The organism is Actinoplanes missouriensis 431, assembly GCF_000284295.1.
Classification (GTDB): Bacteria; Actinomycetota; Actinomycetes; order Mycobacteriales; family Micromonosporaceae; genus Actinoplanes; species Actinoplanes missouriensis.
The window spans coordinates 760,737-786,289 of the sequence record NC_017093.1 but is presented as its reverse complement, the minus strand read 5'-3'; the positions used below and the strand labels follow the sequence as shown (position 1 = coordinate 786,289).

Below are 25,553 nucleotides of genomic sequence, written 5' to 3'. Positions count from 1 at the left end.
CATGGACGTACGTAACCTGCCCGCACCGGTGAAGCGGGTGGTGCACCTGGGCTCCCGCTCGATCGGACGGCTCACGGCGGAGAACCGGATGCTGCCGTCGTTCCTGATCTGCGGTGGTCAGCGGTGCGGCACCACCTCGCTGTACCGCGCCCTGGCCGCGCACCCGGTGGTGCTCAAGGCGGTGCTGCACAAGGGCGTGCACTACTTCGACACCGACTATCACCGAGGGCTCGACTGGTACCGCGCGCATTTCCCGCTGCTGCGCAGCGCCGAGAAGATCGCCGAACGGTACGGGGTGCCGGCCCGCACCTTCGAATCCAGCCCGTACTACATGTACCACCCGCAGGCGGCCGCCCGGATCGCCCGTGATCTGCCGTACGCGCGGCTCGTGGTGCTGGTCCGGGATCCGGTGGAGCGCGCGTACTCGCAGCATCATCACGAGGTGGCCCGGGCCTTCGAGTCGGAGCGTGACTTCGGGGCGGCGCTGGCCCTGGAGCCGGCCCGGCTGCACCGCCAGGAGGAGCGGCTGGCGATCGACCCCAGCTACTACAGCTTCGCCCACCAGCACCACGCGTACCGGGCCCGCGGCGAGTACGCCCGCTACCTGAGCGTGATGGCCCAGCACGTCGGCCGGGAGCGCATCCACGTCGTGGAGAGCGAGCGGTTCTTCACCGAGCCGGAACCGGTCTACGACGAGATCTGCGCGTTCCTGGGACTGCCCACCGACCTGGAACGGCCGGCGTTCGAGCAGCACAACGCCCGTCCCCGGGCCGGCGACATGGATCCGGGCCTGCGCCGGGACCTGCGGGCCTACTACCAGTCGCACGACGAGGCGCTGGCCGGCTGGCTCGGGCGCACCCCGATCTGGCGCCGGGCGTGACGGCTCCTCTCCTACCCGCCCGGCCCTCTTCTCCGGACGATCCTGATCGGGCGGCGCGGGGCGCGGCGCGCGGCGGGCTGGCGAACATGGCCGGGTCGGCGCTGGCCGGCGGCACCGGCGTGCTGGTCACCTGGATCGTCGCGCGCACCCTCGGAGCGGAGGAGGCGGGCGCGTTCTTCGCCGCCACCGCGGCGTTCGTGCTGGCCGGCGGCCTGGCCAAGCTGGGCACCCACACCGGCCTGGTGTACTGGCCGGCCCGGCTGCGCGCGACCGGCCGCAGCCACCTGCTCGGCGCCTGCCTGCGGACCGGCATCCCGCCGGTCGCCGGGTTCTCGCTGGTGCTGGCCGGGGCGATGTGGCTCGCCGCACCGGAGATCGCGCGCCTCACCGCCACCGAGTCGCCGCACATCGCCGCCGGGCACACCGCGGGCCTGCGGGTTCTCGCCGTCTTCCTGCCGTTGCAGGCGCTGACCGACGTGCTGCTGACGGTCACCCGGGGATACCGCATCATGCGGCCGACCGTGCTGCTGGACCGGGTGCTGCGCAGCGTATTGCAACTGCTGGCGGTGAGCGCGGCCGGAGTGGCGACCCTCTGGGTCACCGCGTCGCTTCCGATGTTCGCGCTGGCCTGGGCCGCGCCCTACCTGCCGGTCGCGATCCTGGCGGGGTGGGCGGCGCGTCGGGCGTACACCGGCAATCGCCCGGCCGGACCCACCGCCGAGCGTGCCGAACGACGGCGCCTGCGCCGCGATTTCTGGATCTTCACCGGTCCCCGCGCGGTCGCCGCAGTCGCCCAGCTTGCGCTGCAGCGGGTCGACGTGCTGCTGGTGGCCGCCCTCGGCGGCCTCGCGCCGGCCGCGATCTACGCGGTGGCCGGCCGGTTCGTGGTGCTGATCCAGTTCGCCAACCAGGGACTCTCCCAGTCGGTGCAGCCGCGGCTCGCCGAGGCGCTGAGCACCGGCGACCGGCAGGCGGCGAACCGGCTCTACCAGACCGCGACCGGCTGGCTCGTGCTCGTGACCTGGCCGATCAACCTGCTGGTGATCGCATGCGCGCCCTACTACCTGCGAATCTTCGGCGACGACTACGCCGCGGGCCGGCCGGTGGTGCTGGTGCTGGCCGCCGCGATGCTCGTCGCGACCGGCTGCGGCATGGTCGACATGGTTCTCGCGATGGCCGGCCGGACCTCGCTGAACCTGGGCAACGTGCTGGCCGCCCTGGCCGTGATGATCGGCCTCGACCTGCTGCTGATCCCCCGCGCCGGAGCGCTCGGCGCCGCCGCCGGACTGGCCTGCGCGGTGGTCGTGAACAACCTGCTGCCGCTCGCGCAGGTCTACCGCAGCACCGGGCTGCACCCCTTCGGAACCGGCACGCGCGCCGCCGCGCTGCTCTCGCTCGGCTGTTTCGGGCTGCTGCCCGCGGTGGCCGGCGCCCTGACCGGGCTCCTGCCGGCGCTGGCCGTCGCCGTGCCGGCCTACTGCGCGGGCGCCTGGCTGCTCCGCCGCGAGCTGGGCCTCGCTGCCTTCGCCCGACGATCTCAATTGGAGGAGAGTTGACCAGCGATTACACACAGGTGTTCCGGGACACCGACGCGGTCGAGAAGTACGAGACCGTCACCTACGCCCCGGACAGTTACGCGTCACGGATCAACGAACGGCAGCGGAGTTACCTGCGGACGCTGGTGCGCCGCGAGTTCCCCGAGCACCCGCCGGTGCACCACGACTTCGCCTGCGGCACCGGCCGGGCGGTCCGGGCACTGCACGGCCTGGTCCGGGAGGCGCACGGGTACGACACGTCGGCCGAGATGATGTCCAAAGCGGCGGACGTGGGCTCCCGCGCGTACTGGCACCAGGTCCCGATGGACGGCCCGGTGCCCACCCCGGTGCCGGCCGGCTTCCCGGCCCTGGTCACCATCTTCCGGCTGCTTCTCAACGTCAACGAGGGGGTACGCGACCGCGCCCTCGCCTTCGCCGCCAAGGCGCTGCCGCACCGGGGTTCCGGGCTGCTGGTCGTGGAGAACCACGGCAACGCCGGGTCGCTGCGGCACCTGCGCGCCCGGCGGCACGACGGCGAGCGCTGGTTCGCCGAGCTCTCCCACGAGCAGGTGGAACGGCTGCTCGCCCGGCACGGCTTCGAGATCGTCGAGCGCCGGGGCTTCTCGATGCTCACCCCCTCGCTGCACGACCGGCGGCTGGCCCGGATCGCCGACGCCACCGCACGGCACCTGCCGGGCATCGACGGGTACGCGGTGAACGTCCTCTACACGGCGCGGCGGGTCCATGCGTAGGGTCGCCACCACCGCCGTGGTGCTGCTGTTGCTGCTGGCCGGCTGCTCCCGGGACGACCGCAAGGAACCCGCTCCGGAACCGTCGCCCGACCTGTCCCGGGCTCCCCGGGCGGTCGCGGTCAACCCCGGCCCGTTCCAGGCGGGGCCGTTCCGGCCGCCGGAACAGGGCGCATACCTCGGCGCGTGGATCAAGCCGGACGAGCTCACCCACGTCGGCCGGATCGCGGCGGTCGGCGGCTTGGAGCAGTCACTGGGCCGGCGACTCGACTTCATCAACACGTACCGCCGCTTCGACCAGATGATGGGCACCGCCTCGGACAAGGAGTTCCTGGCCCAGGACGCGAACCTGATGATCAGCTGGGCCACCGGGGACAACCGGTCGATCCTGGCCGGCGACCACGACAAGCTGATCCGTAAGCAGGCCCGCGCGATCCGCCGGATCAAGAAGCCGGTGATGCTGCGGATGCGCTGGGAGATGGACCGGCCGAACCTGCGGGCCACCATGTGGTCGGGCGCCGACTACATCGACGCCTGGAAGTACGTCCGGAACATCTTCCGGCAGGAGCGCACCGAGAACGTCTCCTGGGTGTGGTGCCCGACCGCCGAGGGGTTCGTCCGGGGCGACGCGCCGGACTTCTACCCCGGCGACGACCAGGTGGACTGGACCTGCGTGGACGTGTACGCCGGCGCGCAGTTCCAGCCGATCGGGGAGCTGATGGGCCCGTTCCTGGACTGGGCCGCCCAGCGGCCGAAACCGATCGTGATCGGCGAGTTCGGGGTGGCGAAGGTGTGGGGGTCGGCCGGCCGGGCCGACTGGCTGCGCGACGCCGAGCGGACCTTCAAGGCGAACCCGCAGATCAAGGCGGTGGCGTACTTCGAGTCGAACCCGGACCGGAACAAGCCCAACCAGCATTTTCAGCTGATGGGTGACGAGCCGGCGTTCGCGGCCTTCCACACCATGGTGAAAGACCCGTACTTCAATCCGTAGTGGCAAAAAGTGTCGTACACCTGTTCCAAGATGTTCTCATGGACCTCGACGAGTTCTTCGACGAGCAGAGCAGGCTGATCGACAAATACGGGTGGACCGTCGTCCACGTCGAGCCGGCCGACGACGACCCGCCCGGTGCGGTGCCGTTCGGCTACACGGTGGGCCTCACCGAGTGCGGGCATCCCGAGGTGGCCGTCGCCGGGGTTCCGCTCGACCTCACCGGCGCGCTGCTGAACGAGGCGGCCGCCCGGATCCGGCACGAGGGCCTGCGGCTGCGTCACGGCCAGCGGGTCGCCGGCCTGGTCGCCGGTCACGATTTGATGGTCGTGGCCGGCGGGCCGACCGACGAGGTCTTCCCCGGCGCCGCGCTGTATCGCTACGGCGAGGAGCAGGTCGTGCTGCGCCAGCTGGTCTGGCCCGACCCGGAGGGCCGTTTCCCCTGGCAGAGCGGCTATGTCGAGGGCGACTGGCCGCAGCCGACGATCGGGGTGGCGGCGGTCCGGGCGGCCCGCCGCTGCACGGGTTTCCGGGGGCTCCCCCGCGGCCGCGCGAGACGGGGCGTGCGCGGCCCGGGGTGATTCGGTTCCGGGCCGCGCGTGGCCGCCCACGACGCGGCGCCGCGCTGTGCCGAGCCGCCTCACGCCGCGATGCACGCTGCGCCGCGCCGCCTCACGCCGCGATGCCGCGCCCTGCCGAGCGGGCCCTCTCACGGGCGGGGGACGCCGGGCTTTCACGGGCATGACCGTGACTGCGGGCTTGTCACCGGCGGGACGCCGGGCTTTTCGCGGGCGTGACGGTGGGCCTCTCGCGGGCGCCGCGCGGGGCTCGGGCCAGCAGCCGCAGGGCGTAAGGGGCGTCGTGCCTCAGGTACCGGCCGGCCAGGCGGCGCGGCTCGACGCCGAGGCGGTGTGCCCACTCCAGGCCGGTGCGCTGCATCCAGCGCGGAGCCCGGTGCACGTCGCCGGCCACGAAGTTCACCGCGGCGCCGCAGCCGATGAACCAGGCCGACGGCAGGTGCCTGCGAAGCCGCTCGATCACCAGCTCCTGCTTGGGGAAACCGAGCCCGACGAAGACCAGATCGGGAACCGCCTCGATCACCTCGGCACGGAAACGGGCGTACCGTGCCTCGCGCCGCTCGAAACCGAACTCCGGGCTGACCGCGCCGGCGATCCGCAGGCCGGGCGCCTCCGCCTGGAGCCGGGCCGCGGCCCGGACCGCGCCGGCCGGGCGATCCTCGGTGGCCGGCGCCCCGCCGATCACGAAGACCGACCGGCCGTCCCGGCCGAGACCCCGTGAGAGTGACCAGATCAGGCTGCTGCCGGCCACCCGTTCGGGCAGCGGGGCGCCGCCGAGCCGGCTCGCCCAGACGAGCGGCATGCCGTCCGCCACGATCAGATCGGCGTCGTCGAGATGGCGGCGGGACCGCGGATCGGCAGCCGCACGGCGCAGGATGTCGATGTTCGGGGTGATGATCCGACCGCCTCGCCCGTGCGCGAGGGCGTCCCGTACGACGGCCACGACCTCGTCCTCGGTGATCCGGTCGATTCCGGTTCCGTCCAGGTGTACGCGGTCGAAAGCCTCGATAGACACCTAACGCCTCCTTTTGCCTGCTTCACTCGTTACCACAGCGAAACGAACGAAGGCGGGCCAAAGTGGCACAGGTGCTATTTCTGGGCGGACTCGGGCGAAGCGGGACAACACTCGTCGAGCGTCTCCTCGGCGAACTGCCCGGGATGTGCGCGCTGGGCGAGATCGTGCACCTGTGGCAGCGCGACGTCCGCGACGACGAGCGTTGCGGCTGCGGGGTCCGGTTCTCCGCCTGCGAGTTCTGGCAGCAGGTCGGCAAACGTGCCTTCGACGGCTGGGACAACGTCGATGTGGACCGGGTGCACGAGCTCCGCGAGTCCGTCGAGCGGACCCGGCACATCCCCCGGCTCGCCACCGCGACGACGGCAACCGGTGAGGTACGCGAGTACGCCGCCTTCTACTCCCGGGTCTACTCCGCCGCCGCCGAGGTGGCCGGCGCCCGGGTCGTCATCGACTCCTCCAAGCACTCCGCCCTGGCGCACGTGCTCCGCTGGGCCGACGACGTCGACCTGCGGGTGGTGCACGTGGTGCGGGACCCGCGCGGGGTCGCGTACTCGTGGACCAAGACGGTGGCCCGCCCGGAGACCGACGGCGCCGACGAGATGACCCGTTACTCCCCCGGCCGCTCGGCGCTGCTCTGGAACGCGCACAACGCCGCGTTCGGGCTGCTCGCCCGCCGCGGCGTGCCGGTGCGCCGGATCCGTTACGAGGAGTTCCTCGCCGACCCGCGAGCCGCCCTGGTCCGGCTGGCCGACTTCGCCGGCGTCCCGCTGCACCCCGGTGACCTGGACTTCCTCGGTCCCGACCACGCGATGCTGCGAACCGGGCACAGCGCCGCCGGCAACCCGATGCGGTTCACCGTGGGCCGGCTCCCGCTGCGCCACGACGACGCCTGGGTACGCGCGCTGCCCCGCTCCCAGCGCCGGCTGGTCGGAGCGGTCTGCGGCCCGCTGCTGCACGCCTACGGCTACCCGATCAACGTCGCATCGGAGGCACGATGAACTGGCCGTCCGTCGGGGTGGTCATCCCGACTCGCAACCGCCCCGAGCTGGTGCGCCGGGCCATCGCCGCGGTCCGCGAGCAGCGCTATCCCGGTGAGATCCGGATCGTCGTGGTCTACGACCAGACCGAGCCGGACTATCTGCTCGCCTCCACCTCGGCCGACGGCGTGCCGGTGCTGATCCTGACGAACTGGCGCACCTCCGGCCTGGCCGGCGCCCGCAACACCGGCCTGCTCGCGCTGGACACCGAACTGGTGGCGTTCTGCGACGACGACGACCGCTGGCTGCCGGACAAGCTGCGCCGACAGGTCGCCGCCCTGCTCGCCGACCCGGACGCGGAGTTCGCCACCTGCGCGATCGAGGTGGAGTACGAGGGACGGACCACGGCACGGCTGGCCGGCCGGGGACGGGTCACCGTGGACGACCTGGCCCGGTCCCGGATGGCGATGCTGCACTCGTCGTCGTTCCTGATCCGCCGGGAGGCCCTCGCCACCGACGCCGTCGGCCTGGTCGCCGAGGACGCGCCGGGCAGCCAGAACGAGGACTGGGACCTGCTGCTCCGGGCGGCCCGCCGGGCGCCGATCGTGCACCTGGACGAGCCGCTGGTCCAGGTGCTCTGGGGCCGGACCTCGCACTACGCCTACGAGTACGCCACCAAGATCTCCTCACTGCGCTGGATGATGCGCCGGCACCCGGAGATCAGCGGGTGCCGCCCCGGCGCGGCCCGGGTCTACGGCCAGCTGGCCTGCTGGTCCGCGGCGACCGGCAACCGCAGCCAGGCCTGGCGGTACAGCAAGGAGGCGGTGCGGGCGAACTGGCGGGAACCGCGCACCGCGATCGCGCTGGCCGCGCTGACCGGCGCGGTGAAGGTGGAGAACGTGCTGTCCGCCCTGCACAAGCGCGGCCGGGGTATCTGAACTCACCCTTTCGCACTGAGCCGATCACGCGGTAGTGTTCGAGTGTGTTCGAATTAGTGCGGTCACCGCTGAAGGTGCGCTGCTGATGCTCGCTCAACAGCGTCAGTCCGCGATCCTCGACCGGGTGCGCGCCACCGGTGGAGTCCGGGTCAGCGAGCTCGCCACGGAGTACGGCGTCTCCGACATGACGATCCGCCGTGACCTGGAGGCCCTCGCCGACCGCGGTTTGCTGGCGAAAGTACACGGCGGAGCGACCACCGTCAGCCCGGGTTCGGCGCACGAGCCTGGATTCGCCGCCAAATCGGTGCGCCAGCGCGGCGAGAAGACCGCTATCGCGATGCGGGCCGCCGCCCTGGTCTCGCCCGGTGACGCGATCGCCCTCTCGGCCGGGACGACCACGGCGGAGCTGGCCCAGCGCCTGGTCGACGTCCCGTCGCTGACCGTCGTGACGAACTCGATCCCGGTCGCCGACGTCTTCTACCGGGCCGGCCGGCCGGACCAGACAGTCGTGCTGACCGGCGGTACCCGTACCCCGTCTGATGCTCTTGTCGGACCGGTCGCCGTGGCGGCCATCGCGTCACTGCACCTGGACCTGCTCTTCCTCGGCGTGCACGGGATGAGCGAGCGCGCCGGGTACACCACGCCCAACCTCATGGAAGCCGACGCGGACCGGGCGCTCGTCGAGGCGTCCGAGCGCCTCGTCGTGCTCGCCGACCACACCAAGTGGGGCACCGTGGGCATCTCCTCGATCGTCCCCCTCGAACGCGCCGACGTCCTGATCACCGATTCCGGTCTGGACGAGGACGCGCGAGCCCTCCTTTCGGAAACCGTTCCTGAACTCGTGGTGGTGAACCCCCAGTGACACCGATACGCTCGTCCATCCAGCTCTCCGATGGCCGGGACCTGTTCTATTACGACGAGGAGCCGGACAGCGGCCGCGCGTCGTACCCCGACACCCGGCACCTGCCGCCGCCCCCGCCCGCCTCCCAGCTGCGTTACGACCCGCTCGTCGACGAGTGGATCGCGATCGCCGCGCACCGCAACACCCGGACCTTCCTGCCGCCGTCGGACGCCTGCCCGCTCTGCCCGACGAACGCACACTTCGCCAGCGAGATCCCGGCGCCGAGCTACGACGTGGCGGTCTTCGAGAACCAGTTCCCGTCGTTCAGCGACCGGATCGTTCCCGACGAGATCACCTCGCTGACCGACCTGGTGCCGGTCAAGCCAGGTCTGGGCCGCTGCGAGGTGGTCTGCTTCACCAGCGACCACAACAGCTCGTTCGGCGCCCTGCCGCCGTCCCGGGTGCGGACCGTGATCGACGCGCTCGCCGACCGGACCACCGAGATCTCCGCGATGCCCGGCGTCGCGCAGGTCTTCCCGTTCGAGAACCGGGGCGTCGAGATCGGCGTGACCCTGCACCACCCGCACGGTCAGATCTACGCCTACCCGACCGTGCCGCCGCGCACCGCTGCCATGCTCCGCGCCGCTGCGCGGCACGCTTCGCAGACCGGTGGGGGCATTCTCTACGCGGACGTCCTGGCCGCCGAGCAGACCGCGAAGGTACGGGTCATCGCGTCCAACGAGCACTGGACTGCCTACGTGCCGGCGGCGGCCCGCTGGCCGTTCGAGGTGCACCTGGCCCCGCACCGGCAGGTCCTCGACCTGCCCGGCCTCAGCGACGCCGAGCGCGACGCCTTCGGGCCGCTCTACCTGGACGTGCTGAAGCGCTTCGACGGCCTCTTCGGCAAGCCGATGCCGTACATCTCGGCGTGGCACCAGGCGGTCGTCGGCGAGGGTCGTGAGCTGGGCTACCTGCACCTGCAGCTGTTCAGCATCCGGCGGGCGGCCGACAAGCTGAAGTTCCTGGCCGGCTCCGAGTCCGCGATGGGCGCCTTCGTCAACGATGTGGTCCCGGAGAACGCCGCACAGATGCTCCGCGAACGTGCTTGATCGGCGTCGCCTCCGGCTCGCCGGCGCTGCGCCTCTTTGCGCCGACGGACTTCGGTTGGGCTTACCGCACGTTTGACGCGAACGAGCCGCGCCACCCTCTCGGGGACGCGGCTCGTTCGGCCTGACGGGTTACTTCGTACCGTAATAAGCGTCCTCCATGATCCTCCTGAGGTCCTCGAGCATCGGCATCCGCGGGTTCGCGGGCGCGCACTGGTCCAGGTAGGCGTTCATCGCCTGCTGCGGGAGGGCGGCGAGGAACTCCTGCTCGTTGACGCCGGCGCCCTGGAACGACGGCGGGATCCCGACGGCGTCGCGCAGGCGCTCCACCGCCCGGGCGTACGACTCGACGCCCTGCTCCGGGGTGTCCGCGGGCAGGCCCAGGTGACGGGCGATGTCCTGGAACCGTTCCGGCGCGACGTACCGCTCGTACTTCGGCCAGCTGTTCAGCTTCGACGGCACGGTGCCGTTGTGCCGGATCACGTGCGGCAGCAGGATCGCGTTGGTCCGCCCGTGCGCCACGTGGAAGGTGGCGCCCAGCGTGTGCGCCATGGCGTGCACGATGCCGAGGAACGCGTTGCCGAACGACATGCCGGCGATCGTCCCGGCGTTGTGCATCTTCTCCCGGGCCACCGGATCGGTGTCGCCGTGCCGCACCGCCTGCTCCAGGTTCCCGAAGATCAGCTTGATCGCGTGCAGCGCCAGGCCGTCGGTGAAGTCGCTGGCGTAGACCGACACGTACGCCTCGGTCGCGTGGGTGAGCGCGTCGAAGCCCGAGTCCGCGGTCACCACCGGCGGCAGATCCATCGTCAGGTGCGGGTCGATGATCGCCACGCTCGGGGTGAGCGCGTAGTCGGCGAGCGGGTACTTCTGCCCGGTCTCGGTGTCGGTGATGACCGCGAACGGCGTCACCTCGGCGCCGGTGCCGGACGTGGTCGGCACGCAGACCAGCTTCGCGAGCGCGCCCAGGGCCGGGAACTTGAAGGCCCGCTTCCGTACGTCGAAGAACTTCTCCTTCATGTCGCCGAAGTCGATGTCCGGGTGCTCGTAGAGCAGCCACATCACCTTCGCCGCGTCCATCGGTGAGCCGCCGCCGAGCGCGATGATCGTGTCCGGGCGGAACGAGCGCATCAGGGCGGCGCCGCGCTGCACGGTGTCGATGCTCGGTTCCGGCTCGACGCTGTCGATGACCTGGATCGTCACCGGCTCCGGCCGCTCCCGCAGCACGGCGCTGATCCGGTCCACGTAACCGAGCTTGGTCATCGTGTGGTCGGTGACGATGGTGACCCGGGCGACCTCCGGCATGTCCCGGAAGTACCGGATGGCGTGCGGCTCGAAGTACATCTTCGCCGGCACCTTGAACCACTGCATGTTGTTCGTCCTGCGGCCGATTCGTTTGATGTTGAGCAGGTTGAGGGCGGACACGTTGTCGGAGACCGAGGTGTGCCCGTAGCTGCCGCAGCCGAGCGTCAGCGACGGGCGGAAGCCGTTGTAGATGTCGCCGATGCCGCCCTGCGAGGCCGGCGCGTTCCAGATGATCCGGACCGCCTTCATCCGCTTGCCGAACCGCTCGGCGAGCGCGGCGTCCCGGCCGTGCACGACAGCGCTGTGCCCGAGACCGTGGAACTCGACCATCTGCTCGGCGTACCGGATGCCCTGCTCCTCGTCGTCCGCCGTGAGCATCGCGAGCACCGGGCAGAGCTTCTCCCGGCTCAGCGGCTCACCCGGACCGACCTCGCCGATCTCGGCCAGCAGGATCGAGGTGTCCGCAGGCACGGTGAACCCGGCCTGCTCGGCGATCCACACCGGCGACTGGCCCACCACCGCGGCGTTGAGCTTCTCGCCGACGCAGTCGGTGCCCTCGCCGTCGGGCGGGAAGATGTAGTTCTGCAGGAGCGTCTTCTCGTCGGCGCTCACCACGTACGCGTGCAGTCGTTTGAATTCCCTGAGGGCCTGCTCCGCGATCCCCCGATCCAGGATGACCGCCTGCTCGGACGCGCAGATCATGCCGTTGTCGAACGTCTTCGAGAGCACGATGTCGTGCACCGCGCGGACCACGTCAGCGGTCGGGTGGACGTAGGCGGGAACGTTTCCGGCGCCGACGCCGAGCGCGGGCTTGCCTGTCGAGTACGCCGCCCGGACCATCCCGTTCCCGCCGGTCGCCAGGATCGTCGCGACACCCGGGTGGTTCATCAGCGCGGCCGTGGCCTGGATCGACGGCTGCTCGACCCACTGGATGCAGTGCGCCGGAGCGCCCGCCGCCACCGCCGCGTCCCGGACCACCCGGGCCGCCTCGGCGCTGCACCGCTGCGCGCTCGGGTGGAACGCGAAGACGATCGGATTGCGGGTCTTCAACGCCAGCAGCGCCTTGAAGATCGTGGTGGACGTCGGGTTGGTGACCGGGGTGACCGCGCAGACCACGCCCACCGGGTCGGCGATCTCGGTGATCCCGTCGACGTCGTCGCGGTGGATCACGCCGACCGTCTTCATCCCCGCCATGCTGTTCGTGACGTGCTCACAGGCGAAGATGTTCTTGACGGCCTTGTCCTCGAACACGCCCCGGCCGGTCTCCTCGACCGCCAGCGCGGCGAGATCACCGTGCTTGTCGAGCGCCGCCACCGAAGCCTTGCCGACGATGTGGTCGACCTGCTCCTGGGTGAAGTCCGCGTAATCGGCCAAAGCCTTCTCCGCGTCCCGCACCAGCAGGTCGATCATCGCCTCCCGCTCGCCCACGATCCGCTCCTCTCCGCTCGTCTCCCTTCATCGTTCGCCGTTGTGCTTCCGCTCCGGAGTGCCGAAAGGCCCGCCGGCATGTGCCGGCGGGCCTTTCGTTCGTGCTTACGTGCTTACTTGCTTACCTGCTCAGTTACTCAGTTGCTCGCTTGCTCGCTTGCTCACGCCGCGAGCTTGCGCGCCAGGTTCTCGTCGAGCGCGTTCATGAACTCGTCCGTGGAGAGCCACGGCGCGTCCTTCGCGATCAGCAGCGCCAGGTCCTTGGTCATCTGACCGCCCTCGACGGTCTCGATGCAGACCCTCTCCAGCGTCTCGGCGAACTGGGTCACCTCGGGGGCGCCGTCCAGCTTGCCGCGGTGCTTGAGGCCACCGGTCCAGGCGAAGATCGACGCGATCGGGTTCGTCGAGGTCTTCTCGCCCTTCTGCCACTGCCGGTAGTGCCGGGTGACAGTGCCGTGCGCGGCCTCCGCCTCGACGGTCTTGCCGTCCGGGGTCATCAGCACCGAGGTCATCAGGCCGAGCGAGCCGAAGCCCTGGGCCACGGTGTCGGACTGCACGTCACCGTCGTAGTTCTTGCAGGCCCAGACGTAGCCGCCCTCCCACTTGAGCGCGGCGGCGACCATGTCGTCGATCAGCCGGTGCTCGTAGGTGAGGCCGGCCGCCTTGAACTGGTCGGCGAACTCGGTCTCGAAGATCTCCGCGAACAGGTCCTTGAACCGGCCGTCGTACGCCTTCAGGATCGTGTTCTTGGTGGAGAGGTAGACCGGGTAGTTGCGGGCCAGGCCGTACCGGAACGAGGCGCGCGCGAAGTCGCGGATCGACTCGTCGTAGTTGTACATCGCCATGCCGACGCCGCCGGCCGGGAAGTCCGACACCACGAACTCCATCGGCGCCGAACCGTCGGCCGGGGTGAACGTGACGGTCATCTTGCCCGCGCTGGGCGCCACGAAGTCGGTCGCCTTGTACTGGTCGCCGTGCGCGTGACGGCCGATGATGATCGGCTTCGTCCAGCTCGGTACCAGACGCGGCACGTTGCTCATGATGATCGGCTCACGGAAGACGACGCCGCCGAGGATGTTGCGGATCGTGCCGTTCGGCGACCGCCACATCTTCTTCAGGCCGAACTCCTCGACCCGCGCCTCATCCGGCGTGATCGTCGCGCACTTGACGCCGACACCGTGCTGCTTGATGGCGTTGGCCGCGTCGATCGTCACCTGGTCGTCGGTCTCGTCGCGGTACTGGATCGAAAGGTCGTAGTACTCGAGGTTCACGTCGAGGTACGGCAGGACCAGTTGCTCACGGATCTGCTTCCAGATGATCCGGGTCATCTCGTCGCCGTCGATCTCCACGACCGGGTTCTTGACCTTGATTTTCGCCATCGGCCGGCGCTCCTCTCCCGAAACACATGCTTAGCAGTACGAGCGTACTGCCCGCCCGCCGACCATCACCGGGCGGCCCCGCACCTCTACCATCTCAGGCTCGGCGATCCGGGCGGGGCGATAAGCGATTCCGGGACAGCTCAGCCCGTACCAAATCGGGCTTGAACTTTTCACAAGCTGAGCAACCGCCAGGTGTGGCGCCTGCGCCACGTCTCGTCGCCGGCCCGGAACTCCCGGAGGAACCGGACCGCCTCGGTGACATCCGGAGTCTCCGCGCGGACATGATCGCCGTCCCGGCCGGCCCGGTGCTCCAGCACATAGGTCCCTGCGGCGGCGCCGGCGCTCGCACCGAAGCCGACCTGCGCGAAATGGCCGTCCGACCGCTCCAGCAACGCGTAGAAGTTGTCACTGCCGAGACCGCGCACCACCCGCTCCAGATCGGCCTCCGCGGGATCGTGGACCATCGGCCACTCCGCCGACGTCAAAGTGAAATCGGCACGATAGCCGGGGGCGTTCGGGTCCAGCAGCCGGCTCTGCGGCTCGTAGCAGACCAGACCGTGCTGGGCCGCGAGACCACGCACCGCCTCGCCGAACTCGCCGGCCCGCGACCACACGCAGGAGAGCGCCAGCACCGCGTCCGACTCCTCCGGCAGCACACTCCACACACTGTCCGGACCATCCGCCGGAAACCGTCGCAGCAGCTCCGCGCGCAACGCCGCCACCGCCTCGTGCGGCGCGAACATCAGCTCGTCCTCGGGCCACCGGCGGATCTTCGCCTCGGCGATGTCCGCGCTGATCGGAGCCGGCTCGTGCCACACATAGAGATCGAAGCTCATCGCCACTCCTCCCACCCGGGCCGGCTACGGCGCCCACCTGACAAGATCGACGGTAGCCGCTCTGTCAACCTTCGTCCCCAGCCCCGGACACGATCAAGCCCACACGCGCCATCCTCACCCGGTGCCCCGCCACCCCCACACCCCACCCGAACTCGCCGGCCGCGCCTTCCGCGGCTCGGCAGCCGTCGACTCCGGCCTGCTCACCCGCGGAATGCTCGCCGGTCCGTCCTGGTCACGGATCTTCCCCGACGTGTACGTGCACCGCGATCACCAACTCGACCATCGGGACTGGTGCGCGGCGGCGACGCTGACGATCCCGGCCGGCGCCGTGATCGGCGGACCGAGCGCCGCCAGCCTGTGGGGCGCCGTGACACCGGCGCACACCACGCCCGTGCATGTCGCCGCGCCGCGCGCCATCAGGCTGCGCCGGGACCCACGTATCGCGGTCCACTACACCAGCCTCCGGCCCGGCGACGTCACCACACACCACGGCCTGGCGCTCACCACCGTGGAACGAACCGCCTTCGACGTCGGACGGCGGGCCGGCCGAGCCGATGCGCTCGTGGTGCTCGACGCCCTGCTGCACCGTCATCTACTCGACCCGGACGCCCTCCGCCGGATGATCAGCAGACGCGTGAACTGGCCGGGAACGTCCCGGCTCGGGGCCCTGCTGGCGTTGGCCGACGCCCGCAGCGAATCACCGATGGAGACCTGCCTGCGGCTTCTGCTCGTCGATGCCGGGGTTCCGCCGGGGGCCGTGCAGTTCGAGGTACGCCAGGCGTCCGGCTGGCTGGTCGGACGGGTCGACCTGGCCTGGCCCGAGGTGCGGCTCGCGGTGGAGTACGACGGTGATCAGCACCGCTCGGCGGAGCAGTTCCGCCGAGATGTGGAGCGGCTCAACGCGCTGCGGATGGCGGGGTGGACGGTGCTGCGGTTCACGGCTGAGGACGTGTTGCGCCAGCGGTTGAAGACGGTGCGGCTGGTGACGGCGGCGCTGGCGGAGTTGGAGCCGTTGCGGGGCCGGGGCTGATCGTGAGGCCGTGGCCGGGGCCGATCGTGAGGGCGGGGCCGCAGCGGTTCCGCCCCCACGCGAGCCGTAGCCCACGCAGGTCCCCGGGCAGGCGAGCCGTAGCCCGCGCAGGTCTCGGACCCGCCAGCCGTAGCACAGCCATGTAATCAAGCACCGGTCACCGGCCTCAGCTACGGCCCGCACACCTCGGCCGTAGCCCAACCTTGTGATCAAGCACGAATAACCAGCCTGAACTACGGCTCGGCCCACCGAGCCGTAGTTCAAGCATGATCAAAGGACCCCAAACCTGCCTGAGCGACGGCTGAGCCTCCACCCGCCGAGCCCAACTGAGCCAACTGAGCCCAACCGAACCAGCCACCCCGGCCGACCCCAGCCGCCCGGACGACCACCGTGCCGCACCCCGCGACCGCACCACGTCAGTGGAAGAAGTGGCGTGTGCCCGTCAGGTAGACCGCGATCCCGGCCTTCTCCGCCGCCTCGATGACCAGATTGTCCCGGATCGACCCGCCCGGCTGCACCACGGCCCGCACCCCAGCCGCGATCAGCACCTCAAGCCCGTCCGGGAACGGGAAGAACGCGTCCGAAGCCGCCACACTGCCCGCGGCCCGCTCCTCCCCGGCACGCGACACCGCGAGCCGGGCCGAGTCGACCCGGTTGACCTGGCCCATCCCGACGCCGACGGTCGCACCACCGGACGCCAGCAGGATCGCGTTGCTCTTGACGCTCCGGATCGCCCGCCACGCGAACGCCAGATCCGCCATGACCTCGTCGGAAACCGGCGTACCTGTCGCCAGTGTCCAGTTCGCCGGGTCGTCGCCGTCCGCGTCGATCCGGTCGGCGGCCTGCACGAGCACACCGCCACCGACCTGCTTGATCTCCGTGGCGGGCGGGTTCCAGGCCGGCGCCACGAGCACCCGCAGGTTCTTCTTCTCGCGGAAGAGGTCGAGGGCGGCGGGCGCAAACGACGGCGCCACGATCACCTCGGTGAAGATCTCGGAGAGTTGCTGCGCCAGCTCGACCGAAACTTCGCGATTTACTGCGACAACGCCACCGAAGGCCGACACCGGGTCACACGCGTGCGCCTTCCGGTGCGCCTCCGCCACGTCGGCGCCGATCGCGATCCCGCACGGGTTCGCGTGCTTGATGATCGCGACACAGGGCGCGTCGAAGTCATTGGCGCTGCGCCACGCGGCATCCGCGTCGACGTAGTTGTTGTAGGACATCTCCTTGCCGTGCAGCTGCGTAGCCTGCGCGAGCCCGGCCGGCGCGTTCGGGTCGAGGTAGAGCGCGGCCTGCTGGTGCGGGTTCTCGCCGTACCGCAGAACCGAGGAACGCCGCAGCGCCAGCCCGCTGAACTCCGCGAAATCGCCGCCCACGAGCGCCGACGCGGTCCAGTTCGCCACCGCCACGTCGTACTCGGCGATGTCCGCGAAAGCGCGAGCAGCGAGCAGCTTGCGCTGCGTCAGCGAGAAACCGCCGTCCTTCAGAGCTTCCAGCACCATCGGGTACGCGGAAACCGCCGTCACCACCGCAACGGATGCATGGTTCTTGGCAGCCGCCCGAACCATCGCCGGCCCGCCAATGTCGATCTTCGCGATGCACTCCTCCTCACTCGCACCGGACGCGACCGTCTCGGTGAACGGGTAGAGGTTGCTGACCAGCAGATCGAACGCCTCGATGCCGTGCTCGGCGAGCTCACTGACGTGCTCGGGAAGGCGCATGTCGGCGAGGAGACCGCCGTGCACCTTCGGGTGGAGCGTCTTCACCCGGTCGCTCAGGATCTCGGGGAAGCCGGTGATCTGCTCCACCCGGGTCACCGGCACGCCGGCCTTCTCCACGGTCGACGCGGTCGAACCGGTCGAGACGATCTCCACGCCGGCGGCGTGCAGCGCCTGGGCCAGCTCGACGATGCCGTCCTTGTACCAGACGCTCAGCAGCGCCCGCTTGATCGGACGACGACCCTCGCCTGAAGAGGTGGTCACGGAATCCGTACCTTTCTGTCCTCGATGGTCCAGCCCTGGCGGACCAGCCGGCCGACGTACTCCACCAGCTGCGCCCGCTCGGCCACCTTGATCCGCTCGGTGAGCGTCTCCTCCGTGTCGCCGTCGAGCACGGGGACGCTGACCTGGGCGATGATCGGCCCGGTGTCGACGCCGGCGTCGACGAAGAAGAGCGTCGCGCCGGCGATTTTGACGCCGTACGCGAGCGCCTCCCGCGGGCCGTGGATGCCGGGGAACGCGGGCAGCAGCGCGTTGTGCGTGTTGATGTACCGATCGCCGAACGCGTCCAGGAACTTCTTGCCGACCAGCTTCAGGAACCCGGCCGAGATGACCAGGTCGGGCCGGTGCTCGGCGACGTGCGCGGCGAGGGCGGCGTCCCAGTCGTCACGGGTGGGATACGCCTTCACCGAGTCCACGAAAGTGGGCACACCGGCGGCGGCAGCATGATCGAGACCGGCGATGCCGTCCCGGTCGGCGCCGACGGCGACCACCTCGGCGCCGTACGCCGGGTCCTTTGTCGCTTCGAGAAGAGCCTGCAGGTTGCTGCCCGATCCGGAGATGAGGACGACCAGGCGGGCGGGCGCGGGGTCAGTCACCTGTGCACCCTATCGCCGCAGCACGAACGCCCCGTCAACGGGCAGCGTAGATCGAATCGAATCCATTAGGCTGACGGCCGCAGCCCATCGTGGCGGAGAAGGAGTGTGAAGAGAGTGGCATATCCCCCTCCGGCCTACGGACCGCCGGCCGGCCCTCCGGCTCAGCCGCAGAACGGGCTCGGGCTGACCGGGATGATCCTCGGCATCGTCTCGATCCCGATCTCCTGCTGCTGGCCGGTGGGCGGAGTGCTCAGCGTCCTCGGCCTGATCTTCAGCATTCTCGGCAAGAAGAAGGTCGACACCGGCCTGGCGAACAACCGCGGCATCGTGATCGCGGGCATCGCCACCAGCATCGCGGGCCTGGTGCTCAGCATCGCCTTCGCGATCCTCGCCCTGACGTTCCCGTCCGACTTCGACTGGAACCAGTGGATCGAGGAGAACTCCCAGCCCTGACGCGACCGGCCCGGGTGCGACGCTCAGGAACTCCGGTTCCCGAACACCCGGGCTGCCGCCGCGCCGGCCACCACCGAGGCCGCGGCGACGATCGCGGCGATCAGCGCCACCCGCAGCGGGTCCGGCCCGATCTCGGAGAGTTTTCCGGCCCCGAGTGATCCACCGGAGAGCCGCGCCATCAGACCCAGCACCACCCCGGCGACCGGTCCGGCCAGCACGCCCGCTCCGATGAGCAGTGACCACGGCGGGTCGTCCGCCGTCGCGCCGCCGCGGCGACCGGTCCGCAGCGCGCCGCCGCGCCCGTGCCGCAGCCGCTGGGTGAGCAGCCATCCGGCCACGCCACCGGCGATCACCGGCAGGAGCAGCAGGGCGGTCCCGGTCGCGCCCATCGGGCCGTCCGGCAGTCCGGCCACGAGCGGCAGCATCGGCAGCGGGCCGACCGAGACCTCGGTGATGCTGACCGCTGATCCGGCGCCGAGCGCGAATCCCGGCCCGAGCAGGTAGGCGGCCGCCCAGATCGCGGCGTTCACCGCGTACCCGATGCTGATCAGCGTGATGCCGGCCTGCCCGGCCACACCGGTCTGGTAGGCGGCGATCATCTCGGCCGCCTGCCCGCCGCCGAGCGCCACCGAGAGGCCGCCGGCGACCGCGCCGGCGCCGAGGATCAGGAACGCGGCGACCAGCCCGGCGCGGACGCCGTGCCGCAGAACCGGCGGCATCCTGCGGGCGAGCACCGAGACCGCGTCGGTCCCCCGCAGCGAGCCGATCAGCGCGCCCGCGACGCCGAGAACGAAGAAGTGCACCGCGGCCAGACCGGCGGAGACCTGGGTGCCGCGCCCATCGGTCGCGACCGCCGCCAGGGCACCCACCAGCGCGTACGGGAGACCGACAGCGCCCGCCACACCCAGCGCGGTGGCCGTCGAGCCGCTGCGCCGGGCCCCGACCGCACGTGTCACATGCAGGCCGGCCCGGTTGAGCCGCCAGATCACCAGGAGGGTGAGCAGCAGCGGCGTGACCGCGAGCGGGCCGATCGAGGTACCCACCGGCAGACCGTGCCCGAGAAGCCAGGCGGCCAGACCGGCGTGCGCGGCGGCGCCCAGTCCGCCGGAGTCCTCCAGCGTGCGGGCCAGACCGATCACCACCGCGATCGGCAGATAGCTGAGCAGGGCGGCCCAGAGCGTGGCGAAGCCGGCCGCCACCGCCATCGGCGCCCGGCGCACCGGCTCGCCGGGCCGGCGCTGGTGGGGCAGGCGCACGGTGTCCCGCCGCCCGAGCATCTCGTCGTCGACCACGACGGTGTCCCGGTTGGCCGGATCGGCGCTGCTCGGTTCGGCACCGGCCGGGGCGGTGCTCTCCGAGGCGGTGCTGTCCGAGGGGGTGTCCGCGCGATCGCGGTCGATCGGCGTCTCCTCGGTGTCCCGCACCACAGACTGCAGCGCCTCGGCGACCGCGAACGGGTCCTCCGAGCCGTCAGGCCGGTCGGTTGTGCTGGGCATCGCGACTACTTTTTCACGTCGCGGCGGTTCCGGCGATGCAGAGACAGCGGCGCGCCGCCGATCAAGTCGTAACGACCTGGTCGGCGGCGCGTCATCTCCGCTGACTTCAGCTCATGACCTCGCGCATGAGGCGGGCGGTCTCGCTCGGCGTCTTGCCGACCTTGACGCCGGCCGCTTCGAGGGCGGCCTTCTTCGCGTCGGCGGTGCCGGCCGAGCCGGAGATGATGGCGCCGGCGTGGCCCATCGTCTTTCCGGGCGGCGCGGTGAAGCCGGCGATGTAGCCGACGACCGGCTTGGTGACGTTGGCCTTGATGAACTCGGCCGCACGCTCCTCGGCGTCGCCACCGATCTCACCGATCATGACGATCGCGTCGGTGTCCGGGTCCTCCTGGAACGCCTTCAGCGCGTCGATGTGCGTGGTCCCGATGATCGGGTCGCCACCGATGCCGACAGCGGTCGAGAAGCCGAATTCGCGCAGCTCGTACATGAGCTGGTAGGTCAGCGTGCCGCTCTTGCTGACCAGGCCGATCCGGCCCTGCGGGGTGATGTCGGCCGGGATGATGCCGGCGTTGGAGGCGCCCGGCGAGGCGATGCCCGGGCAGTTCGGGCCGATGATCCGGGTCTTGGAACCCTTGGCCACGTTGTACGACCAGAACGACGCCGAGTCCTGCACCGGCACGCCCTCGGTGATCACGATGGCGAGCGGGATCTCGGCGTCGATCGCCTCGACCACGGCGGCCTTGGTGAACGCCGGCGGCACGAAGATGACCGAGACGTCCGCGCCGGTCTCCTTGATGGCCTCGGCGACGGTCGCGAAGACCGGCAGCTCGGTGCCGTCGAAGTCGACCTTGGTGCCGGCCTTGCGCGGGTTCACGCCACCGACGACCTGGGTGCCCGCGGCGAGCATCCGCTTGGTGTGCTTGGAGCCCTCACCACCGGTGATGCCCTGGACGATGACCTTGGAGTCCTTGGTGAGCCAGATAGCCATTAGTTCACTTCCCCGCAGCCGCGAGCTCGGCGGCGCGAGCGGCCGCTCCGTCCATCGTGTCCACCCGCTGGACCAGCGGGTTGTTCGCACCGTCGAGGATGGCACGTCCCTCTTCGGCGTTGTTGCCGTCGAGGCGGACCACGAGCGGCTTGGTGACGGTCTCGCCGCGCTCGGCGAGCAGGGCCAGGGCCTGGATGATGCCGTTGGCGACCGCGTCGCAGGCGGTGATGCCACCGAACACGTTGACGAAGACGGACTTCACGGACGGGTCGCCGAGCACGATCTCCAGACCGTTCGCCATCACCTGGGCGCTGGCGCCGCCACCGATGTCGAGGAAGTTCGCCGGCTTGACGCCGCCGTGCTTCTCACCGGCGTAGGCGACCACGTCGAGGGTCGACATGACCAGGCCGGCGCCGTTGCCGATGATGCCGACCTCGCCGTCGAGCTTGACGTAGTTGAGGTTCTTCGCCTTGGCGGCCTGCTCGATCGGGTCGACGGCCGACTTGTCCTCGAGGGCCTCGTGGTCGGGGTGCCGGAAGCCGGCGTTCTCGTCCAGCGTGACCTTGGCGTCGAGCGCGAGCACCCGGCCGTCGCCGACCTTGGCGAGCGGGTTGACCTCGACGAGGAGCGCGTCCTCGGCGACGAACGCCTGCCAGAGCTTCACCGCGATGTCGACGACCTGGTCGGCGACGTCGGCCGGGAACTTGGCGAGGGTGACGATCTCCCGCGCCTTGGCCTCGTCCACGCCCTTGCTGGCGTCGATGGCGACCTTGGCGACCCGGTCCGGGTCGGTCTCGGCGACCGTCTCGATCTCCATGCCGCCGGCGACGCTGGCGATGCAGAGGAAGGTCCGGTTGGCCCGGTCCAGCAGGTAGGAGAAGTAGTACTCCTCCTTGATGTCGGCCGTCTCGGCCAGCATCACCTTGTGGACCGTGTGGCCCTTGATGTCCATGCCCAGGATGTCGGTCGCGCGAGCCTCGGCCTCGTCCGCGCCGTCGGCCAGCTTCACGCCGCCGGCCTTACCACGGCCACCGACCTTGACCTGGGCCTTGACGACGACCTTGCCGCCGAGCCGCTCGGCGATCGCCCGGGCTTCCTGCGGGGTCTCGGCGACACCGCCGCCCAGCACGGGCAGCCCGTGCCGTTCGAACAGGTCGCGCCCCTGATACTCGAACAGGTCCACGTGTCTCCTTTCGCTCGCGACGCCAAGCGCCGGCAAGCCGCACCGTTGCGTCCCGACCTGTGTGCGCGGCGCGTCGCAGCTGCGCCGCCAGCGTGAGGATCGTCCAGCCTTCCGCAGGATTGCGGCATGGCCGTCATTCGCAGACTAGCGACCGTTTGGACCCCTGTGACCGCGCGGGTGCGCGGTGTGCAAGACCGCACACCACAGTGGCGAAATCGCAGCTCCGGGGCTCTTGTGACAGGCGTGCGGAATGTGCACCGGAGGGAATGCCGCAGCCCCTGTCCACAGGCCGTCCACAGGGGCGCGGGAGATCGATCCACTCAAGATCTGCTGACACGGGAGAGTGAACGGAAAAAGTCACAGCACCGCACGTAACCCGGCTGAGAAGGACATCGTTGATTGAGATGTCGGAGCGCTGAAACTTAAGGCGCCCGCAAGGAAAACGGCCGATGCCCTGTCGGTCGAGGGGTGGCGGCGGGGCATCGCGCATAGAGGGGCCGGACGTGTGAGGGGTGCGTCCGGCCTCTCCCCTTGCGGTGGAGAAGCCCGCACCGGCACTCCGGCCAGCCGTTACGGTGGCGGGCCCGCGCGAACGCGGGCCCGGTAATCACGACACCGGCGTAGCTACATTGGCGCGCACCCATTCAACGATGGACGCGGTCGTCGCACCCGGCGTAAATAGCTTGGCTACACCGAGTGATTCCAATTCCGTGATGTCGTCCTCCGGAATGATGCCGCCGCCAAAAACGACGATGTCCTCGGCATCACGTTCCGCCAACAGCTCGATCACTCTCCGGAATAACGTCATGTGTGCCCCGGAGAGCACCGACAGACCGATCGCGTCGGCGTCCTCCTGAATCGCGGTCTCCACGATCTGCTCGGGCGTCTGGTGCAGCCCGGTGTAGACCACTTCCATTCCGGCGTCACGCAACGCCCGCGCCACCACCTTGGCGCCACGGTCGTGCCCGTCCAGCCCGGGCTTCGCCACCACGACCCTGATCCGTGCTTGCATGCAAGACCCCTTCGGGCTATCCGACCCCGGTGCCGGGCGCCTCAGGCGGGCAGCCCCCGCGGTCACCTGAACGAACGGTAACCCGAGACGCCGAGCCGGGGTAGCAGGCGGTCCAACCCGAAGGGCCGATGAATAGTTCCTTAGGTCACATTACTTTCCGCATTCCGCCTGCTCACAGAGGGTCGCCATATCACCCACCCGGAAAGGTAACCAATTCGGACATTCAATGATCAATGCTGACCAGGAACTGTCATGAAAATGGCGCTGCGACTTGTGACCCGGCTGCCGTTTCGTTACCGTGGCCCACGGCTCTCGCACAGGTTCACCCCATAGCGAGGACCCGGCAAGCCATCGTTTACCGCTGTTCGCGGGCGAGATGGCGGGCCGCCGTAATGCCACCGACGGAGGGTTGTTCGTGCGCCAGCGCTTGTCGTCTGAGCCCGATCGCTATCGCGGCCGCCGCCGCGTCCCGACCCCTCCCCGCAGCCGTTACGCCGCGGTCGTCACCTCCGCATTCGTCGGCGCCGGCGTCGTCGCTCTCGGCGCCGCCTCGAACCTCCCGGACGCGAAAGACGTCAACCCCGACGTTCTGCAGAGCCTGAAGAGCTCGCAGATCGCGACCGACGCCCTGGAGAGCCGCGACAGCGACGGTGAGCGCGCCTCCCGCAGCAGCGAGCGGTCCGACAAGGCCGAAGAGGTAAGTGCCGAGGTCTCCGCGGAGGACATCTACCTCCTGCCCCTCGACGACTACCAGTTCTCCTCGCCCTACGGCGTCCGGTTCGGCAAGCTGCACGCCGGCATCGACCTGGCCGCCGCCGACGGGACGCCCTACAAGGCGGTGCACGGCGGCAAGGTGACGAGCGCCGGTTACAACGGCGGCTACGGCTACTCGATCACCGTCGAGCAGGAGGACGGGACCGAGATGATCTACGCGCACTCCCGGCGCCTGCTGGTGAAGAAGGGCGACGAGGTCAAGGCCGGTCAGGTCATCGGCGAGGTCGGCAACACCGGTTACTCCTACGGGACCCACCTGCACCTCGAAGTGCACGTCAAGGGCACCCCGGTCGACCCGATCGTCTTCCTCCGCGAGCGCGGCGTCGACATCAAGCTGCAGATCGAGTCGGTCTACGCCGGCATGGCCGCCGCCGAGGCAGCTTCCTAAAAGATCTTCCCCATTGGGGTACGGGTTGAAACACCGCCCGTTGCAATCCGGTTGATCCTCTCTCTCCAGCCTCACGCTCTCCCCTGAGAAGCCGACAGGAACGTGTCAGCAACCGTTCCGTCCGCCGGGAGGAATCCGCGTGGGTCAGCAGTCGTCATCGGGCCGGGTCGGCCGGCACCGCCAGGAGCGACTGCACCGCCACCGCGCACCCTCCTTCCCCACCCTCTTCGCCACCCGCAGCCGCACCGCCCTCTCGGTGAGCGCCCTGAGCGCCACGATCGCGGCGGGCGTGACAGCTGCCGGCGTCGCCGCCTCCGCCGCTCCCGGCGCCCTCGCCCACCTGTCCGGCGACAGCACCTCGATCGGCCACACCTCCCAGAGCGCCGGCTCCACGGCGCAGGCCACCGCGTCCCACCCCTTCGCCGAACTGCCGGTCGTCGCGCCGGCCGGTGACGAGGCCCCGGCCAAGCGGTTCGTCCCGGGCAGCGCCGCCGCGCACGAGTGGGCGGAAAGCGTGGCGGACTCACTGAGCGAGCCGGCCGTAGCCGCCGTGCAACGCAAGAAGCGCCCGGTCATCACCACAACGGCCGCCGCCACTGGCACGAGCGGCGGCCACCGCACCGCCACGACCTCCGGCTCCAGGTCCGGCTCCAGGTCCGGGTCCGGCGGGCAGTGGGTGCACCCGATGCCGTCAGCCGGCGTCACGTCCTGTTTCGGCCCGCGCGGGGGACGCCTGCACGCCGGTGTCGACCTAGCCGCCGCGCACGGCACCCCGATCGTCGCCGCGGGCGCGGGCACGGTGGTGTCAGCCGGGCCGGCCGGCGGTTACGGCAACGCCGTGCTCATCCGGCACGCCAACGGGTACCTCACCCATTACGGCCACATGTCCGAGATCCAGGTCGCGGCCGGCCAGCGGGTCACCGCCGGCGAACAGATCGGCCTGGAAGGCTCGACCGGGCACTCCACCGGCCCGCACCTGCACTTCGAGGTGCACGCGGGCCACTACAAGAACCCGATCGAGCCGACCGCATGGATGCACGCCCACGGCGTCGACATCAGCGGCTGCCCCACGCCGTAG

The 25,553-nt window shown here is 70.3% G+C and carries 23 protein-coding genes; 13 read left to right on the top strand and 10 right to left on the bottom strand.

Annotated features, from left to right (window positions below; translation table 11 throughout):
• Position 1 precedes the first annotated feature (1 nt).
• The 5 genes from AMIS_RS03730 to AMIS_RS03710 are packed head-to-tail and all read left to right on the top strand — an operon-like array spanning position 2 to position 4,733.
• Positions 2-880, top strand: a complete 879-nt coding sequence (locus tag AMIS_RS03730) for a sulfotransferase family protein (RefSeq protein WP_014440852.1) — start codon at positions 2-4, stop codon at positions 878-880.
• Positions 877-2,436, top strand: coding sequence for a lipopolysaccharide biosynthesis protein (locus tag AMIS_RS03725; RefSeq protein WP_231859226.1), 1,560 nt, complete (start codon positions 877-879; stop codon positions 2,434-2,436). Before AMIS_RS03730 ends, AMIS_RS03725 begins: the two co-directional genes overlap by 4 nt.
• Complete coding sequence (locus tag AMIS_RS03720) at positions 2,433-3,167, top strand: methyltransferase domain-containing protein (RefSeq protein WP_041829539.1); 735 nt, start codon at positions 2,433-2,435, stop codon at positions 3,165-3,167. Before AMIS_RS03725 ends, AMIS_RS03720 begins: the two co-directional genes overlap by 4 nt.
• On the top strand, positions 3,160-4,155 hold the full coding sequence (locus AMIS_RS03715; RefSeq protein ID WP_014440849.1) for a glycosyl hydrolase: 996 nt from the start codon (positions 3,160-3,162) through the stop codon (positions 4,153-4,155). The genes AMIS_RS03720 and AMIS_RS03715 overlap by 8 nt, the downstream gene beginning before the upstream one ends.
• Before the next feature lie 38 nt (positions 4,156-4,193).
• Positions 4,194-4,733, top strand: coding sequence for a DUF4262 domain-containing protein (locus tag AMIS_RS03710; protein WP_051041808.1), 540 nt, complete (start codon positions 4,194-4,196; stop codon positions 4,731-4,733).
• Positions 4,734-4,914: 181 nt separating this feature from the next.
• On the opposite strand, the gene AMIS_RS03705 is transcribed toward AMIS_RS03710, so the two are convergent.
• Positions 4,915-5,745, bottom strand: a complete 831-nt coding sequence (locus AMIS_RS03705) for a WecB/TagA/CpsF family glycosyltransferase (RefSeq protein WP_014440847.1) — start codon at positions 5,743-5,745, stop codon at positions 4,915-4,917.
• Between the two features lie 62 nt (positions 5,746-5,807).
• Between AMIS_RS03705 and AMIS_RS03700 the strand changes: the two genes are divergently transcribed.
• The 4 genes from AMIS_RS03700 (at position 5,808) to galT (ending at position 9,610) form a co-directional block, all read left to right on the top strand.
• Complete coding sequence (locus AMIS_RS03700) at positions 5,808-6,743, top strand: sulfotransferase family protein (RefSeq protein WP_014440846.1); 936 nt, start codon at positions 5,808-5,810, stop codon at positions 6,741-6,743.
• Positions 6,740-7,660 carry a glycosyltransferase family A protein gene (locus AMIS_RS03695; protein WP_014440845.1) on the top strand — a complete coding sequence of 307 codons (921 nt, stop codon included), beginning with the start codon at positions 6,740-6,742 and terminating at the stop codon, positions 7,658-7,660. Before AMIS_RS03700 ends, AMIS_RS03695 begins: the two co-directional genes overlap by 4 nt.
• An 85-nt stretch (positions 7,661-7,745) precedes the next feature.
• On the top strand, positions 7,746-8,522 hold the full coding sequence (locus tag AMIS_RS03690) for a DeoR/GlpR family DNA-binding transcription regulator (protein ID WP_041829538.1): 777 nt from the start codon (positions 7,746-7,748) through the stop codon (positions 8,520-8,522).
• The gene (gene galT, locus AMIS_RS03685) at positions 8,519-9,610 is read left to right on the top strand and encodes a galactose-1-phosphate uridylyltransferase (protein ID WP_014440843.1); all 1,092 of its coding nucleotides are present in this window, start codon (positions 8,519-8,521) and stop codon (positions 9,608-9,610) included. The genes AMIS_RS03690 and galT overlap by 4 nt, the downstream gene beginning before the upstream one ends.
• Before the next feature lie 129 nt (positions 9,611-9,739).
• Here the strand turns inward: galT and adhE are convergent, their stop codons facing one another.
• From adhE to AMIS_RS03670, 3 genes are all read right to left on the bottom strand, one after another.
• Positions 9,740-12,340, bottom strand: coding sequence for a bifunctional acetaldehyde-CoA/alcohol dehydrogenase (adhE, locus tag AMIS_RS03680; RefSeq protein WP_014440842.1), 2,601 nt, complete (start codon positions 12,338-12,340; stop codon positions 9,740-9,742).
• A gap of 161 nt (positions 12,341-12,501) precedes the next feature.
• Positions 12,502-13,719, bottom strand: coding sequence for an NADP-dependent isocitrate dehydrogenase (locus AMIS_RS03675; protein ID WP_014440841.1), 1,218 nt, complete (start codon positions 13,717-13,719; stop codon positions 12,502-12,504).
• 170 nt (positions 13,720-13,889) lie between these two features.
• Positions 13,890-14,555 (bottom strand): hypothetical protein, encoded by a 666-nt coding sequence (locus AMIS_RS03670; RefSeq protein ID WP_014440840.1) that lies wholly within the window; start codon positions 14,553-14,555, stop codon positions 13,890-13,892.
• A 121-nt stretch (positions 14,556-14,676) separates the two neighbouring features.
• On the opposite strand from AMIS_RS03670, the gene AMIS_RS03665 reads away from it, so the two are divergent.
• Positions 14,677-15,585, top strand: coding sequence for a DUF559 domain-containing protein (locus AMIS_RS03665; protein WP_014440839.1), 909 nt, complete (start codon positions 14,677-14,679; stop codon positions 15,583-15,585).
• Positions 15,586-16,001: 416 nt separating this feature from the next.
• Here AMIS_RS03665 and purH read toward each other — a convergent pair whose 3' ends face one another.
• Both purH and purN read right to left on the bottom strand, forming a co-directional pair.
• Positions 16,002-17,567 carry a bifunctional phosphoribosylaminoimidazolecarboxamide formyltransferase/IMP cyclohydrolase gene (gene purH, locus AMIS_RS03660; protein ID WP_014440838.1) on the bottom strand — a complete coding sequence of 522 codons (1,566 nt, stop codon included), beginning with the start codon at positions 17,565-17,567 and terminating at the stop codon, positions 16,002-16,004.
• Positions 17,564-18,181 (bottom strand): phosphoribosylglycinamide formyltransferase, encoded by a 618-nt coding sequence (purN, locus tag AMIS_RS03655; RefSeq protein WP_014440837.1) that lies wholly within the window; start codon positions 18,179-18,181, stop codon positions 17,564-17,566. Before purN ends, purH begins: the two co-directional genes overlap by 4 nt.
• A 114-nt stretch (positions 18,182-18,295) precedes the next feature.
• Between purN and AMIS_RS03650 the strand changes: the two genes are divergently transcribed.
• Positions 18,296-18,634, top strand: a complete 339-nt coding sequence (locus AMIS_RS03650) for a hypothetical protein (RefSeq protein WP_157434730.1) — start codon at positions 18,296-18,298, stop codon at positions 18,632-18,634.
• 23 nt (positions 18,635-18,657) lie between these two features.
• On the opposite strand, the gene AMIS_RS03645 is transcribed toward AMIS_RS03650, so the two are convergent.
• From AMIS_RS03645 to AMIS_RS03630, 4 genes are all read right to left on the bottom strand, one after another.
• A complete protein-coding gene (locus AMIS_RS03645) occupies positions 18,658-20,130 on the bottom strand; it encodes a cell division protein PerM (RefSeq protein WP_014440835.1) in 1,473 nt (490 codons plus the stop codon).
• 106 nt (positions 20,131-20,236) lie between these two features.
• Complete coding sequence (gene sucD / locus AMIS_RS03640) at positions 20,237-21,118, bottom strand: succinate--CoA ligase subunit alpha (protein WP_014440834.1); 882 nt, start codon at positions 21,116-21,118, stop codon at positions 20,237-20,239.
• A gap of 4 nt (positions 21,119-21,122) precedes the next feature.
• Positions 21,123-22,301, bottom strand: a complete 1,179-nt coding sequence (sucC, locus tag AMIS_RS03635) for an ADP-forming succinate--CoA ligase subunit beta (RefSeq protein WP_014440833.1) — start codon at positions 22,299-22,301, stop codon at positions 21,123-21,125.
• A 607-nt stretch (positions 22,302-22,908) separates the two neighbouring features.
• A complete protein-coding gene (locus AMIS_RS03630) occupies positions 22,909-23,313 on the bottom strand; it encodes a cobalamin B12-binding domain-containing protein (RefSeq protein ID WP_014440832.1) in 405 nt (134 codons plus the stop codon).
• Between the two features lie 415 nt (positions 23,314-23,728).
• Between AMIS_RS03630 and AMIS_RS03625 the strand changes: the two genes are divergently transcribed.
• Positions 23,729-24,475, top strand: a complete 747-nt coding sequence (locus AMIS_RS03625) for a M23 family metallopeptidase (RefSeq protein ID WP_014440831.1) — start codon at positions 23,729-23,731, stop codon at positions 24,473-24,475.
• A gap of 139 nt (positions 24,476-24,614) precedes the next feature.
• Entirely contained in the window at positions 24,615-25,553 is a 939-nt protein-coding gene (locus AMIS_RS44550) for a M23 family metallopeptidase (protein WP_014440830.1), read from the top strand.

Bases quoted from the DNA above. Each gene is read 5' to 3' on its own strand.
- sucD (WP_014440834.1), bottom strand. From the start codon at position 21,118: ATGGCTATCTGGCTCACCAAGGACTCCAAGGTCATCGTCCAGGGCATC.
- AMIS_RS03730 (WP_014440852.1), top strand. From the start codon at position 2: ATGGACGTACGTAACCTGCCCGCACCGGTGAAGCGGGTGGTGCACCTG.
- AMIS_RS03675 (WP_014440841.1), bottom strand. From the start codon at position 13,719: ATGGCGAAAATCAAGGTCAAGAACCCGGTCGTGGAGATCGACGGCGAC.
- AMIS_RS03695 (WP_014440845.1), top strand. From the start codon at position 6,740: ATGAACTGGCCGTCCGTCGGGGTGGTCATCCCGACTCGCAACCGCCCC.
- AMIS_RS03645 (WP_014440835.1), bottom strand. From the start codon at position 20,130: ATGCCCAGCACAACCGACCGGCCTGACGGCTCGGAGGACCCGTTCGCG.
- AMIS_RS03690 (WP_041829538.1), top strand. From the start codon at position 7,746: ATGCTCGCTCAACAGCGTCAGTCCGCGATCCTCGACCGGGTGCGCGCC.
- AMIS_RS03630 (WP_014440832.1), bottom strand. From the start codon at position 23,313: ATGCAAGCACGGATCAGGGTCGTGGTGGCGAAGCCCGGGCTGGACGGG.
- AMIS_RS03715 (WP_014440849.1), top strand. From the start codon at position 3,160: ATGCGTAGGGTCGCCACCACCGCCGTGGTGCTGCTGTTGCTGCTGGCC.
- AMIS_RS03670 (WP_014440840.1), bottom strand. From the start codon at position 14,555: ATGAGCTTCGATCTCTATGTGTGGCACGAGCCGGCTCCGATCAGCGCG.
- AMIS_RS03710 (WP_051041808.1), top strand. From the start codon at position 4,194: ATGGACCTCGACGAGTTCTTCGACGAGCAGAGCAGGCTGATCGACAAA.